Here is a 14739-nt window from a genome sequence, read left to right on the forward strand (position 1 = left end):
CTTCCTTATTCTTCTTCAACAACTTCACTCATTCTTTGCTCGATAATATCTACTGGTGTAACATCAGACATCAACGAATGTCTATAATTACCAGCTGCTGCTTCAATTATGACTGCAATATTTCTCCCTGGTCTAACAGGCACTCTTAGTCTTCTAAGCTTTACTCCAAGTATATCTTGAGTTTCTTTATCAACGCCTAACCTATCATAATCACCATCATCTTTCCAGTGTTCAAAATGCATTAATAAATTTATGTCCTTTGATGGCAATATAGAACTAAGACCGTATAATGAAGATATATCAATAATACCAATTCCCCTAACTTCTAACATCCCAATAGTTATTCTAGGGGATGTACCTATCAAACTACCATCTATTTCTTTAATATCAACTGCATCATCAGATACTAATCTATGACCTCTTTTTATAAGCTCTAAGGCCGTTTCACTTTTTCCTATTCCACTTTCTCCAGTTATAAGTATACCTATACCATATACGTCCATCAAAACACCATGCAATCTAGTTTCTGGAGCAAGTTTACCTGCAAGATACATGGTAAGCTTACTTATAAATTTTGTTGTAACCACATTTGTTCTTAATAACCATGATTTTGACTTTTTAGCAGCCTTTAAAAATTCATTATGTGGCTCTAATCCTCTAGTCATAATTATACATTTAGAATTAAAACTAAAATATTTATTAATTCTTTTTCTCATTAACTCTATTCCCATATCATCTAAAAAGCTCCATTCAGCCTTTCCAATAACTTGGATTCTTTCAGGTGCAAAATAATTATAAAAACCAGCTAACTGTAATCCCGGTCTATTTATATCGTTAACAGATATCTTTACATTCTTTTCGCCCTCAACTAAAACTTCTAACTCAAAATCTGATATTAACTTCTCTACAGTAACTGACAATACTTACCACCCTTTACTTCTTTTTATTCTTAGGTTCAATTCCTTGTAATTGTGCTCTAAGATTATCTTTATAACTATCTATGTATCTTCTTCTTAAAACTTGTTGCTCTTCTTTTTCTTGATCATTTAATCCTTCTTCTTTGCTCTTTTTATATAATTCATTTATCCTAGTTATTACATCCTCAATTTTTGCATTTGTATAATCCATTTTTTTACTTCCTTTCTTTTATAAAATTATAAAAGTTAGCTTAATTTAAAATACAAATTAAGTTTCTTATCATAAATTTTATTTTTTAATAATTATTATTTTACATTTATTTCTTTTTAATATCAACTTTAATTATTTTTTATTTCATATTTTTTATATTTTCGTCAAAATATCTGCTTTTTATTAGAGGTTAATACATCATTTATTATTAGCAAATTTCACTTTAAAGATACTCATGTTTTTTAATCGAATATTTTGTATTATTTTGATGAACTTTATTATTTTACTTTTATGCCATTTATGGTATAATAACCCATATACTGTTAATAAGAATCAAAAGAGGTAACTTATGAATAAAAAAAGTCTTAAAAACAAAATTATTCTACAAAAGATAACTTTAAATTTGCTTTTAAAATTTCTATCTCCTCAAAATAAATTCGTTATATACATATCACAAAATTTGGACAAACATCTTTGGCGATATCAACAACTTATTTATAAAAAATATAAAAGAAAGCATTCAAATAAATATTATATTTCTAAATCAAAAGCTGCTTAACGCAAAAAACACCTCAAAATTGAGGTGTTTTCTTCTAATTAATTCCCAACATGCCGGTCGCTTAAATATTCACACCTGCAACTCGCAGGTGGGTTTCGCTCAACTTGCTTCTGCCATCTTCTGATTTAATGAAGCCCGACATCTACAAGCCTGTTGCAAATCCCGTAAATATAATGTAGGTTGAACATCATAAGCTAAACGCACATCTCAGGATTTCATGCTTTTATTATATCAAACTATTTTAAAAGTTCAATAGTAATGTTTGCCTTTTTTAAAATTTATTTAGACATATAATCCTTTACTACTTCTTCTATTGATATATTGCTATCTTCTTCTGTAAATAAGGCCATAAATTGCACATAATCACTAGTTTTTTCAGTCATTTGAATAGCCATCATTTCGCCTTCGATATTTAATTGCTCTATTACTTCTTCTATAATTTCTAATACTTCATCATTAGCAAAATCATATAAATAAGGGAAGTAATATTCACTATACCACTCTTTACTATATTCTTCCAAATTGCTTTCTTCGTTAGAATAAGCCTTAGCAGCATCTAATACATCTTTATCAAAATCAAAATAAAAATTTATTAAAGCAAATTCATTTTCACTTTTTAAAACTTCAACATCTGATAAATCATTTTCATTTAATATTTTTATTATTTGTGATTCTTTCAACTTTTATTCTCCTTATAAATTAATATAATAATTTGTTATATTCTTTCTTTACAGCTATGAATTCTTTATCATCTTCTACAAGATTTAATTCTTGCTTTCCATCTACTTCATCTATTCTAAATACATAAATATCTTCGCTATCTTTTTCATCTACTGGTGCTAATAATAAATATTCTTTATCTTCTAAATAAATTCTAGCAATAGCTTCAAATTGAACTTTATTTCCTTCTTCATCTAAAAAAGTCATTATTTGAACTTCTTCATTTTGAACCTTTTTTATTTCTTCACTCATTATTTATTATGCTACTCAAAACATTTATGTAATTAATTTTAATATTTTTTGAGTAGCCCTCCCTTCTTAATAATTTATTATTTTATAATTTTTATTCAGTTACCATTTTATCATATATACATTTAAAACCAATATCAAATTATTTTTTACTTTAATTACTATATATATTTTTTTTAAAATTAAATTATATTATTTTTTTATAAACCTAAACAGTATAAATCCTACTATACTTCCAAAAGTATTTAAAATTATATCATCAATATCGCAAGATCCTATCTTAAATACAAATTGAAGTATCTCTATTAAAAAACTAGATAAAAATCCTATTAATATTGCTGATTTTAAAGATCTAAATTTATTAAATATCAATGGAATCATAAATCCTAATGGTATGAAAATTATTATGTTTCCTAATAAATTAGAAAAAGCATTACTTTCAGCAAATGATAAACCACTAGTAAAATAAGATATTATAGTTTTAAAAGGAATAAAATTCACCCTAGACAATCTTTCTATAAATGAACCCCTATGTAAAATTCCTATTCTACCTCCTTTTAATAAAAGTACCCCTACTAATCCCATTATATAAATACCAAGTATTATCTTTAATAAAATTTTACTTTTTTTCATTCTAACTATCCTTTCTAAATATAATAATATACTTTAATATTTACTTATATTTAAACTTTTACACCTTTTAAATAATAATTTATATTTATTATTAATAAAAAAATAAAGGTATTAAATTTAATACCTTTATTTTTTATAAATATATTTTTAAATATCCTACTGTTCTAAAGTTAAATTTTCAAAAGAATTAGTTATTATATATTCTCCATCTCCAACCTTTATAAACTTAATAGAAACAGTATCACCAACATTTGTTAATGCTACTTCTCTTGATGTTTCTGTTGATACTGAAAAATAACTATTTTGTCCTTTTATTTTTATATCATAAATACTTGAACCTTCTTTAACAACCAATCCTATTCTTTCAACTTCACCAACTAATGATTCTTCACTATTACTTCCTTCTAATGAAATATTGGTATTAGTTAATGCTTCTAAATATCTGTTTAATGTAGATTGTAAGCTATCGCCTACTGCAACTGTATTATAGTTTTTAACATTAACCATAGCATATTGCTTAACAAGCCCATTAGAATCTTTTAAAGTCATAAAATATGTCGGTTCTGATTGTATATTTATTAAATAAGGGAAAGTTGCTCTATATCCATATTGCTGAACTTTACCTTCTGCTGATTTCATACTTGCCTCTTCAGTAGCCCCTGAAGTTTTATACATTTTTGCTTCACCAGTTCTAGTGTTAGTTAACATAAATCCGACTAAACCTTCATCATTTCCTACTGAAGTTATTCCAGTATAATAATAACATTCATCATTATTAAATATTATATTCATTCCTTGTGTTGGTTTTAATTTATCTTTATCACTAAAGTTTAATATACCATGAACTAATTCTCCCCATTTATATAAATAATTATTTATATAATTTGATGGTTGAATTCTATCTACCCATTTTGGTGTATTTTCTATATCATAAATATTTGTTTCACCAGTTTGTGCATTTATTATTTCTGTACCTATTGCTTTTTTCTCTGTTATTCCAATAGCATTATCATATCTTGTAATGACCCAATAAGGATTTCCTTCATCATCTAACTCAAATGTATAATCTGTATGCCCTGCTTTCATATCATTTAAATAAGCATGTCTATCTAAATCACTAAAAAGATAAGCTGATGGAAGATATTTTAGGCGTATCTCTTTTCCATTTAATTCTGTAACTAATTGTACATCATTTTGATTAGTTGCACTTACTTTAATATATCCTTCTGTTCCTTCTCTATTTGTAAGCCATTTGAAAAATGATGAATGCTCTAATGGTCCAACATAATATAACTGTCCATTTACACTTTGCAAAGATAAGTCTCCTATTGTTACTTGACTTCCTAGACTTGGTATTTCCCCTAGCTTTTTATCTGCGAGTTTATATGCTAATTCCTTATCAATAATAGGTAATTGCTTTAAGTCCATATGATCTATTTGGCTTGAAAATTCTATTTGTTCTACATTTCCAATTAAATTTCTATGAGTTTTTGCCATAAATATTGGACTAAAAATTATTTGTGAAACAAAATATAATAATCCAACAACTACTCCACTAATTATATATTTCTTATTTAATGTTAAAACTCCATACCCTGCTGTGCATAATACAAATGGTCCTATAAATATTCCTAAACTTAATGTAAAGTCTAAAATAAGTTTACTATTAAATGCTAATAATACACCCATTATTAGGTAAATACCTATTAACCATTTTAAATATTGCTTAAAACTACTTTGAAATTTCATTTTTATCCCTCCATAATAATATTATAAAGGGATATTTAATTGAATTCAATACTTTTTTAAAAGATTTATACTATCTTTTAATAAGTTATTTTATAACTTATTAAAACACTTAAAATCTTATATCCACTTATTATATTTATATATTTTATTTGCTATCTCTTCAATATCTCTTTCATCTATTTTATCTTCATTAAAATTTCTAATAAATAATTCTATATCCCTTTTATCTAAAATTTCCTGCTCTACCTTTGATTTTTGTATATTAGGTTTTTCACTACTACCTTTTTTTGCAATTACATTGCTACAATAATTATTTTTAGTAAATGATAATTTATAATAAAACCTAGTAAATGATTCAATATCTTCTATTTGATATTTATTATAAAACATCAAATGTAATACTGCTTTTCTTTTTTCTATATTATTTTTAGCTATTACTAATTTATTTATAACTTTATCTATTGTGTGATGAAGTTCATTGTATAATTTTATTTCTCTATCTGTTGCTTTTTTTTCATTTATTAAAAGCCAATAAAAAGATAATTTATTACTAAGCTCTTTTATTTTTTCTAATTTTCCATGCTTCACTTCTGAAACTACAATATTATTCATGCTACTATTAGTTATGTCTATTAAAATATCCTTCGTGTTTTTATTATTCAAAAAATATATTATATCCTTATAATTCATTCCTTCAATAGGTCCATTATTAATATAGGTCATTAAATACTTTACTGTATTATTTTTATTTTTCCCTAGTTCATATAATAGTTCTACTGTGTTCATATTACAAATATCTAAGGATAATATATCTATATCTATATTTAAATCTTGTTTTAAATTATTTATAGCAAAGCACATTTCATACATGCCCATAATATATGGGTTATCTCCACATAAATCTGATAAGCTAGCTACAATAAATCCATGCCCTGAAATAACTAGCATATACCTTTCTGCTGGATAATTTTTTATTGCCCATTCTGAAAATTTATATAAATTTTTATAATCTGCCATATTTATATGAGAATACTCTTCTATTAAATTTAAATCTCCATTTGTTATTGCATATCTTCTTGTTCCTACCCATTCATCTTTATATTTACTTTCATCTTGTCTTATTAGATTAACTATTTCAATGGGAGCTTTACTTAATTGTATAACTATATTTACTTCATTATTTTTAACTTCACATACTTCCTTAAATGTATTTTCCATTTCTATTCCTAATTCGTTATTTCCATTTAAGTACATTATAACTGTCCACTTTTTCTTAGCCATATTTTAAAATCTCAACCCCTAATATAAAATAGCACTCCCTTTTATATTTATGATTATATAAAGCTATAATAGACTAAATTATTCCAATATCTATTTTATTTATATATTTATAATTAACTTTGTATTTTAACTTAAAAGTTTATTATAAAATAATAAACTTACCTTTTTATTGATTATTTAATATTTTCTTTATTTAATATGATTTACACTTTATACAGCGCTTTTGAATATAATATTAAAAGTAAAGATAGGCTAGGAGGAAACAAAAATGATTGAGAAACCAATATATATAATAACTTTTGACTCTGCAAATAATAGTATGCTTTTATATAGATTATTAAAAAGTAATAAATTAAATATTTATATGATTCAAACACCTTGTTGTTTGTCTGCTGGTTGTGCAAGGTCTATTGAAGTTAGTGAAGAAGAAATTGAAAAAGTAATTGAATTAATAAAGAGTAATGATATTTCAATAAGAGCTATTCATAAAAAGTTTGTAAATAAAGAAATAAGACGATATTGTTATGAAGAAATAACATTTTAAATGTAATTTAAAGGAGGACCTATGATATATTTAGATAATGCTGCTACAACATTTCCTAAGCCAAATGAAGTATATAAAGAAGTGGATAAATGCCTAAGAACTTATTGTGCAAATCCTGGTAGAGGCTCCCATAACATGTCTCTTCAATGTGAAATGAAAATTTTTAATTGCAGAGAAATGCTTGCAAAGTTATTTAATATTGACGATCCTCTTAGAATAATTTTTACCTCTAATACAACTGAATCTTTAAATATTGCAATTAAAGGTATACTAAAACCAAATGATCATGTAATAACAACTATGATTGAGCATAATTCCGTATTAAGACCACTATATTCTTTAAAAAAACATGGTATAGAAACAACTTTTTTACCTGTAAATTTAAAAGGTTATTTAAATTTATCTGATATTAAAAAAGCTGTTAAAAGTAATACAAAGGCTTTAATTGTAAATCACGGTTCTAATGTATTAGGTACAATACAAGATATTGGAGCTATAGGAAAGCTAGCAAAATCCATTGGCTTAATATTCATTGTTGATGCAGCTCAAACTGCTGGATATTGTGATATAGATGTTAAAAAAATGAATATAGATTTATTAGCCTTCCCTGGTCATAAATCTCTTTTAGGTTTACAAGGAACTGGTGGATTATATATAAATAATGGTTTAACACTATCTTCTCTTAAAGAAGGGGGTACAGGAAGCAATTCTGAATCAATGATTCAACCAGAACTTTATCCTGATAAAATGGAAAGTGGTACTTTAAACACTCCTGGAATAGTTGGATTAAATGAAGGGGTAAGCTTTATTTTAAATAAAGGAATAGATAAAATACGTAATCATGAAATTCAATTAATGGAATATCTTACTTTTGAGCTTAAAAAATTATCTTATATAAAATTATATGGAGAAACATCTCCTAATTTAAAAACTCCTGTTTTATCTTTTAATATGGAAAGGTTTGATAGCTCTGAAATTGGTGAAGCTTTAAATAAAAAAGAAATTTACTTGCGTACAAGTTATCATTGTGCTCCTCTTATTCATAAAATTATAGGAACTGAAGGAATGGGAACTGTTCGTATAAGCCCAGGATATTTTAATACATTTAATGATATAGAAGCTTTAATAAATTCATTAATTGAAATTTATAATAGCTAATATAAATTTTTATTTTTACAATAACTTAAATTATATTTCTATAATAAAAATAGCTATATAATAATTTGAATAACATTCTTACAATAAAAATAGCTATATCCTTCTAATTTTTTAATTTAATAAGATATAGCTACTTTTATTTTTTTATATAGAATTTTTATTAATAATTCCTATAAATTTTTTATAAATTATATTTTTATTAACTATCATTCATTTTTAAATAATTTTCTTATAAAAGACTCACTACTCTTTGCTCTTTCTTCCAAGAATAAAATATCCTCTTTTAAAGATTCAATTTCATTATTTAAAGAATTAATTTTATTATTATTATCTTCTATAACTTGATTTAACTCATCAATATTGTTCTTTAAGAAATTAATTTCATCGTTATTACTATTTATTATTTGATTTAAATAATCGATACTTTCTTCTAAATTGTTTATTTCATTTAAATATTCATTTCTTTCCTTATCTGCTGCATTATAATCTTCTATAAGGTCTAAAACTTTCTTATTTAATTTTGATATTTCTTGCTTACTTTCATTTTCTATCTTTTTATTTTCTTTAATTAATACTTGTAATGCTTGAAAATCTTTTTCTTTAATTTCTAAATTTTCATTTATACTTTTTATTACTTCCTCTTTTTCTTCAATAGTTTTAATATAATTAGTTTTTTCAATTTCATTTTTATTTATTATCTCTTTAAGATCAATAACTTCCTTTTCAATTGAATTATCTTTTTCATTTAGCTTCTGTGTTAATTCATTTATTTCATTTTCATATTTCGATAAAGATACTTCGTTTTCTTTTAAAGAATTTTGCAAATCACTTACTTCATTATCTTTTTCAGTTAATTGTGTATTTAAATCTTCTATATTATCCATTAATTTTTTCTTTTCGTCTTGAGATATATTAAGCTTTTCTTTTATTTCATTAATAGAAGCTTCATATTCTTCTATCTTTGTAATATATGGTTTTATATATTCATCTAAATTAAAAGTACAAATATTTTCACTTAAATTTTCCTCTACTATAAGAGAATCCTCTTCATCACTTGATAATTTAGTTTCAGCCGCATTATCTTCACTCAATATGCTATTAACAAAGTTACTATCTGTAAAAATATTTAAATCTTCTGCTTTTACATTTATAATGGTATTTTTTGATATTTCTTTATCACAAGAATAACTATATTTATTATAATAAGATATATTTTTAAGGCTAATATCCTTAATTGTTTTTATTTCTCTATTTATTTCTAACTCCATTATTTTTAAAGTGTCCTCTAAAAGATATATTAAGCATAGCTTATTATCTTTTGATATATATATATCACTTAAATTTACTTTTGGGCTTGATTCTTGTATAAGATTATTTTTAATATTTTCATTTTTACCTATTCCACATATTAAATTTTCTTTTCTGTAATTAGCAAAGGTATATGAATATGCTATAATATCATCTTTAATAACAAAATCAAAATTGCTTATTGGAAAATTACACTTAGCTAATTCCTTAAAGTTTGACCAAAGGCTTTTTTTAATATCATAAGTTCTATAACCTATAGTATGTGGATAACCAATTTTAACATAGCATATTGCTAATTTATCATTATCTGCACTTATTATGTATGGAATATCACATTTAGTATCAATTCCATCTATAATAACAGCAGGAGTTAAAGTTAATCTATTACTTAAAACTCTAAAACAAATAGTACTAATATCATTAACTTCATTTATATAAAATATATTTAAAGAATTATTTACTGAAGCAATTTGCATATAACTATTTTTAGGTGCTTCTCTAATTAAAATAATGCTATTTTCTAACTTTCCATTAATAAAACTGCTTAAAACTAATTCTCCATTTAAATTAATATATATAAGTGAAATATCTCCATTTGAGCTTAAAATTACAGTACTTAGTGTATCACAATTATCATATATAATCTTTTGTTCTACTAATTTATACTTTTCATACTTGTCTAAATATATTTTATTTTCTTTATTATAAAAGTTTAATAATGTATTATTTACTTCAATCCAATAGTTTTCCTTTTCACAACAATACATAACTTCTCCCCCATGATATTACTATTATTAAAAATATGAAAATTCCCCTCTAAATATTACAATAGCTTGTATCCATAATCATTGCAAAATGATTTTTTTCACACTTTATATTGCCTCTCATATTATATTATTAAGTTAGTTGCTTAATTTATTAATAAGGAGGATTATATATGTCACAAGACAATTTTAACGTATTACAACCAGAAGCACTTTCTGATGAGTGCTTGATTGCAAAAAAAATATATGGTCGTTGCAAACAACAAGACTGTTTAAGACCTATTGATTGTTCACAACAACCACTTCCACCATGTCCTAATGGAAGCTTACCACCTGAGGCTTCTGATTTTATAAAAATAAGTTCAAGTTTGTATAATGGAGCTACATCGCTTTCAAATTTACCTGGAGAAAATGGACCTTTAACAACATCTCCTATTACAAAAGGAAATGTTATTGCATTTAATAATACTGTAAATAATATTAAAGTTTCTAATTTTTCTACTGCAATTACTAATATTTCTGTATCATCACCAGGACAATTTGGACTTCCTGGATTTTACGATGTAACAGTTCAATATACATTCTCATATGATTTAACATTCTACAATTCAAACAATACTGCAATCCAATTTTTAGTAGCTGGTGCAACAGCAACTTCTAGTAAAACTACAACAACAGTACCTGCTTATACAGTTTATACAAAACAAATTTCATTAGAAGGTGGAATAGTTGACCCTAATACTTCTATAGCTATTGGAGATAGCGCACTTGCTCCTAACTATAATGTTCCTCAAAATACAAACAATGTGCCTTATGCTTATGTTCAAGCTATAGCTAGCCCACTATCTTCTAAGATAGGACAATATCCTGCAAACCAATCTACTCCTTGCATTACTGCAACAAATTTTGTTTACCATGCTGATATAGTAATTGGATTATTTACAATAATTGAGTTATACAGAATTACTAACATGACTGTCGCTTCTAGTGGACCAATCGAAGTTCCTCAATGTCAACCATCTGTAATTAATGATCCATGTGTTGGATTTAATCAATTACTATTCCCATATGATGATTTTGATCCACCATATAGAAAATGTTAATATTCTGAATAATATTTAATATTATAGGTATATAAAAAATCTCTACATGAAAGCAATTACTAAATTCTTTCACGTAGAGATTTTTTAATTTCTAATTATTATATAAATCATATAAATTACATAAAACGATACTAAGATAACTCCCTCTTTTCTACCAAAACGCTTTTCTTCACTTTTACTTGTAAATATCATAATTCCAATTATTAAAGTTACTATAATTAAAAATACAAAATCAAATATTAAATTACTAGATACGGCTATCGGACTTATAGCTGATGATACTCCTATAATTAATAAAATATTAAATATATTTGACCCTAATATATTTCCAAGTGCAATATCCTCTTCTCCCTTAAGTGCAGCAACTACTGATGTTACTAATTCCGGAAGAGATGTTCCCATTGCAACTATTGTAAGTCCTACAAGCTTTTCACTCATTCCAAGTGAAGTTGCAATAGTTGTTGCTGAATTTACAACGCATTGTCCTCCAATAACAATTCCTAAAGCACCTATAATTAAATTTGCTATACTTTTAATAATATTTATTTCAGCCGTCGATTCCACCGCTAACTCTTCTTGCAATTCTATGCTTTCTACTTTACCTGTTTTTACTGATAATATTAAATAAACTATATAAGAAATACATCCAATTAATAGAATAATTCCATCACCTCTTGATATGTAATTATCCTTTCCACCTAAAATCTTAGTAAAAGTTAAAATTAAGAATAATATTGTTACTATCATATTTATAGCAAAATCTCTTTTTACTTCGGATTTTTTAATTGTTAGTGGCATTATTATAGTAGTAACTCCAAGCACCATTAAAGTATTAAAAAGATTAGAACCTAATACATTCCCAACTGCAAGTTCATTGCTACCTTTAATTGATGAAATAATACTTACTGCAAGCTCTGGTGCACTTGTTCCTAATGATACTATTGTTAATCCTACTATAACAGATGGTATCCCTAATTTTTTTGAAATATTAGATGCACCATTAACAAAAATATCTGCTCCTTTAATTAATAGAAAAAAACCTATTATCAAAAATATATAACTCACCTGTTACCCTCCTATTTATTAACCTTCACTTAAACTATTATATTTTTAGAAAGTGCTTCTTCTGCAATTATATATTCACTATGAAGCGCCCTAGTTAAGGCTACATAAAGTAATCTTTGATTTAATATATTATCTGGATAATTTTTTTCTGTTGGATTATATATGATAGTTCCATCAAATTCTAATCCTTTTGTTAAATAAGCTGGTATTATAATTATATCAGTCTTTGGAGTTTCTTTTTCATTTCCCTTAATTAAAGCAAAATCTAAATCAGTATATTTTTTTAATTCTTTTTCTAAAACTTTACCTTCATTATAAGTTTTTGTTATTATTGCAATACTATGTTTACCTTTAGAGTTAAGTCTTTTTATAATTTCCTCAATTAATCTTATAGATTCTCTTATTGAAACAGATTTAATTACCTCTGGCTTTTCTCCGTGTCTTAGTACTGGCTTTGCAGCCTTTAATCCTAAATTTTGTGCATTTAATATAGAATTAGCAAATTCAATGATTTCAACTGTAGAACGATAACTTTGGCTTAATGTTATAAATGTAGCTTTTCCATTAAATACACCTTCCGTAATGTCATTCCATGTTCTAATTCCCTTATAATGATAAATTCCTTGAGCTAAATCTCCAACTAAGGTTAAGGAATTTCCCATTGATAAACAATTAATTAAATAAATTTGAAATGGACTATAATCTTGTGCTTCATCTACTACTATATGCTTGTATTTTGACTTTTCATCAATACCTTCTAATAGCATGTGTATATAGAAAAGTACAGGTAGATCATCTTCATCAATTATGCCCTTTTCATAATTTGATATTTCTTCTGATTTTATATATTCAGCTAATGCACTTGGAATTTTATTTCCAGTTGCAATTTCAAAAACTTGGTCATCTTTGAATAAATTAATATAAATATCGCTACAGGTAATTCCTCTCCAATTTTTAAAATATTCATTCATTACCTTTTTTGCATCATGCTTAATGTAACTTTTAATATTATCCCTTTCATTATATATTTCTATTAATTTATTTCTCCTTTGCTCTCCATCTTCCAATTGACTTTTTATTTCTTTAATTTTTACGTCCCATTCCCTATCAATTTGAATAATAAGACTTTCTATTCTTTCCTTTAACTTTAAAGATAAGTATCTTTTAATTTCATCTTTTCTCTTATTTATAGGATAGCTCTGCAAATCTTTTAAGTATAATCTCATTATTTCTCTCTTTGAAAATAATACATAATTTGCTATTAAAATATCCTCTATTTCTAAAGAGCTACTTTCTAATAAAGCTATATATCTGTCTATTATAGTTTTAAATATTAAATTTCCTTTTACTCTTGAAGAATTTACAATAAATTGCTTTTCCCTATGGTCTTCTATTTCTATTAATTCTTTTAGCTTATCATCCTTAGTCTTAATTTTTCCCTTTAATTTAAGAAATTTCATCACAAGTTCTTGAAAGGTTGTTTGCTTTACATCGTTTGATCCTAAAGTAGGTAAAATATCAGAAATGTAATCTAAAAATAATTTATTTGGTGCTAATACTAATATATCTTTACCATCCATAGATTCTCTATATCTATATAAAAGGTATGCTAATCTATGCAATGCAACTGTAGTTTTTCCAGAACCTGCTGACCCTTGAACTATTATTGGAAGATTCTTTGGCCATCTTATAATATCATTTTGCTCTTTTTGTATAGTTGCAACTACTTCTTTAAGTTTTTTTCCCCTACTTTCTTCAAGATTAATTTTCAAAAATTCATCAACAAGCTCTGAACCTTCTTCTCCATTAATAATTATTTCATCAGTACTTTCATCAAAAATTTTATCTAACTTTTCATTATTAAATAAAAACTTTCTCTTTAAATTAAGTTCTCCTTCAACTATCCCCATAGGAGCTTTATAATATGCTTCCCCACCAGTTCCACTATAATAAAGGTCTGCTACTGGTGCTCTCCAATCAACAACAATTTCCTCTCCATCTACTGTAGATGTTATTCCCTTTTTGCCTATGTAAATCTTTTCTTCTAATCCAAACTTTTCATTAAAATCGACTCTACCAAAATAAGGACTTTTTAATGCTTCTTCATAATTTTCTATTTCTTTTTTTAATAAATTATATATCTTTTCCGTGTTTTCTTTTTCCTCATCATAATTACCTTTAGCTTCCTTTGTTAATATTCTTAACTTTTTAGCTATTTCTTCTTGATATTTTCTCTTTTTTTCAACTTCATTTAATATATCCTTACGTTTTTGTTTAAGGATACTTCTTTCTAGAGCTAAATTTTCACTCATTATTTCCTCCTCATAATCAATCTATATTATTTTATGCAATATTCAATAATACTCTACTGTAACAATTTTATATAGTCATAATTATTTATATTATTGCCTTGATTAGAGATTTTTATTAAATATATTTTGAATTTTACAACATAAATATTTAATTTTATCTAATAAA

General features: G+C 25.2%; 13 protein-coding genes and 1 other RNA gene. 3 read left to right on the top strand and 11 right to left on the bottom strand.

From position 1 onward, the window contains the following. Positions 1-5: 5 nt before the first annotated feature. The 8 genes from hprK to QZ321_RS02940 form a co-directional block, all read right to left on the bottom strand. Positions 6-920: an HPr(Ser) kinase/phosphatase gene (hprK, locus tag QZ321_RS02905; RefSeq protein WP_290459430.1), complete on the bottom strand. Its 915-nt coding sequence runs from the start codon at positions 918-920 to the stop codon at positions 6-8. Positions 921-933: 13 nt separating this feature from the next. Continuing rightward, a complete protein-coding gene (locus QZ321_RS02910; RefSeq protein ID WP_290459431.1) occupies positions 934-1128 on the bottom strand; it encodes a DUF896 domain-containing protein in 195 nt (64 codons plus the stop codon). 597 nt (positions 1129-1725) lie between these two features. Next, positions 1726-1904: non-coding RNA, 6S RNA (gene ssrS / locus QZ321_RS02915), on the bottom strand. Between the two features lie 61 nt (positions 1905-1965). Continuing rightward, on the bottom strand, positions 1966-2367 hold the full coding sequence (locus QZ321_RS02920) for a hypothetical protein (RefSeq protein ID WP_290459432.1): 402 nt from the start codon (positions 2365-2367) through the stop codon (positions 1966-1968). A gap of 19 nt (positions 2368-2386) precedes the next feature. Further along, on the bottom strand, positions 2387-2659 hold the full coding sequence (locus QZ321_RS02925; RefSeq protein ID WP_290459433.1) for a DUF1292 domain-containing protein: 273 nt from the start codon (positions 2657-2659) through the stop codon (positions 2387-2389). Positions 2660-2848: 189 nt separating this feature from the next. Continuing rightward, positions 2849-3289, bottom strand: a complete 441-nt coding sequence (locus QZ321_RS02930; RefSeq protein WP_291746379.1) for a VanZ family protein — start codon at positions 3287-3289, stop codon at positions 2849-2851. Between the two features lie 156 nt (positions 3290-3445). Beyond that, complete coding sequence (locus QZ321_RS02935; protein WP_294196172.1) at positions 3446-5038, bottom strand: cell shape-determining protein; 1593 nt, start codon at positions 5036-5038, stop codon at positions 3446-3448. A 117-nt stretch (positions 5039-5155) separates the two neighbouring features. Further along, positions 5156-6319: a clostripain-related cysteine peptidase gene (locus QZ321_RS02940; RefSeq protein ID WP_291749413.1), complete on the bottom strand. Its 1164-nt coding sequence runs from the start codon at positions 6317-6319 to the stop codon at positions 5156-5158. A 268-nt stretch (positions 6320-6587) separates the two neighbouring features. On the opposite strand from QZ321_RS02940, the gene QZ321_RS02945 reads away from it, so the two are divergent. Together QZ321_RS02945 and QZ321_RS02950 are read left to right on the top strand one after the other, a co-directional pair. Continuing rightward, positions 6588-6863, top strand: a complete 276-nt coding sequence (locus QZ321_RS02945) for a putative Se/S carrier-like protein (protein WP_291749411.1) — start codon at positions 6588-6590, stop codon at positions 6861-6863. A 21-nt stretch (positions 6864-6884) separates the two neighbouring features. After that, positions 6885-8021 carry an aminotransferase class V-fold PLP-dependent enzyme gene (locus QZ321_RS02950; protein WP_291749408.1) on the top strand — a complete coding sequence of 379 codons (1137 nt, stop codon included), beginning with the start codon at positions 6885-6887 and terminating at the stop codon, positions 8019-8021. Between the two features lie 206 nt (positions 8022-8227). Here the strand turns inward: QZ321_RS02950 and QZ321_RS02955 are convergent, their stop codons facing one another. Next, the gene (locus QZ321_RS02955; RefSeq protein WP_291749405.1) at positions 8228-10096 is read right to left on the bottom strand and encodes a hypothetical protein; all 1869 of its coding nucleotides are present in this window, start codon (positions 10094-10096) and stop codon (positions 8228-8230) included. Positions 10097-10266: 170 nt separating this feature from the next. Between QZ321_RS02955 and QZ321_RS02960 the strand changes: the two genes are divergently transcribed. After that, on the top strand, positions 10267-11196 hold the full coding sequence (locus QZ321_RS02960; RefSeq protein WP_291742553.1) for a hypothetical protein: 930 nt from the start codon (positions 10267-10269) through the stop codon (positions 11194-11196). Between the two features lie 84 nt (positions 11197-11280). Here QZ321_RS02960 and QZ321_RS02965 read toward each other — a convergent pair whose 3' ends face one another. Continuing rightward, positions 11281-12261, bottom strand: a complete 981-nt coding sequence (locus QZ321_RS02965; RefSeq protein ID WP_291742551.1) for a calcium/sodium antiporter — start codon at positions 12259-12261, stop codon at positions 11281-11283. Between the two features lie 29 nt (positions 12262-12290). Next, positions 12291-14573, bottom strand: coding sequence for an RNA polymerase recycling motor HelD (gene helD, locus QZ321_RS02970; protein WP_291749401.1), 2283 nt, complete (start codon positions 14571-14573; stop codon positions 12291-12293). Between the last annotated feature and the right edge of the window lie 166 nt (positions 14574-14739).

Origin of the sequence: uncultured Clostridium sp. (assembly GCF_910588715.1) — a bacterium.
Taxonomy (GTDB): Bacteria; Bacillota; Clostridia; order Clostridiales; family Clostridiaceae; genus Clostridium.

Coding starts and splice junctions, on each gene's coding strand:
- QZ321_RS02945 (WP_291749411.1), top strand. CDS start 6,588: ATGATTGAGAAACCAATATATATAATAACTTTTGACTCTGCAAATAAT.
- QZ321_RS02960 (WP_291742553.1), top strand. CDS start 10,267: ATGTCACAAGACAATTTTAACGTATTACAACCAGAAGCACTTTCTGAT.
- QZ321_RS02935 (WP_294196172.1), bottom strand. CDS start 5,038: ATGAAATTTCAAAGTAGTTTTAAGCAATATTTAAAATGGTTAATAGGT.
- QZ321_RS02910 (WP_290459431.1), bottom strand. CDS start 1,128: ATGGATTATACAAATGCAAAAATTGAGGATGTAATAACTAGGATAAAT.
- QZ321_RS02950 (WP_291749408.1), top strand. CDS start 6,885: ATGATATATTTAGATAATGCTGCTACAACATTTCCTAAGCCAAATGAA.
- QZ321_RS02925 (WP_290459433.1), bottom strand. CDS start 2,659: ATGAGTGAAGAAATAAAAAAGGTTCAAAATGAAGAAGTTCAAATAATG.
- QZ321_RS02940 (WP_291749413.1), bottom strand. CDS start 6,319: ATGGCTAAGAAAAAGTGGACAGTTATAATGTACTTAAATGGAAATAAC.
- helD (WP_291749401.1), bottom strand. CDS start 14,573: ATGAGTGAAAATTTAGCTCTAGAAAGAAGTATCCTTAAACAAAAACGT.
- QZ321_RS02955 (WP_291749405.1), bottom strand. CDS start 10,096: ATGTATTGTTGTGAAAAGGAAAACTATTGGATTGAAGTAAATAATACA.
- QZ321_RS02930 (WP_291746379.1), bottom strand. CDS start 3,289: ATGAAAAAAAGTAAAATTTTATTAAAGATAATACTTGGTATTTATATA.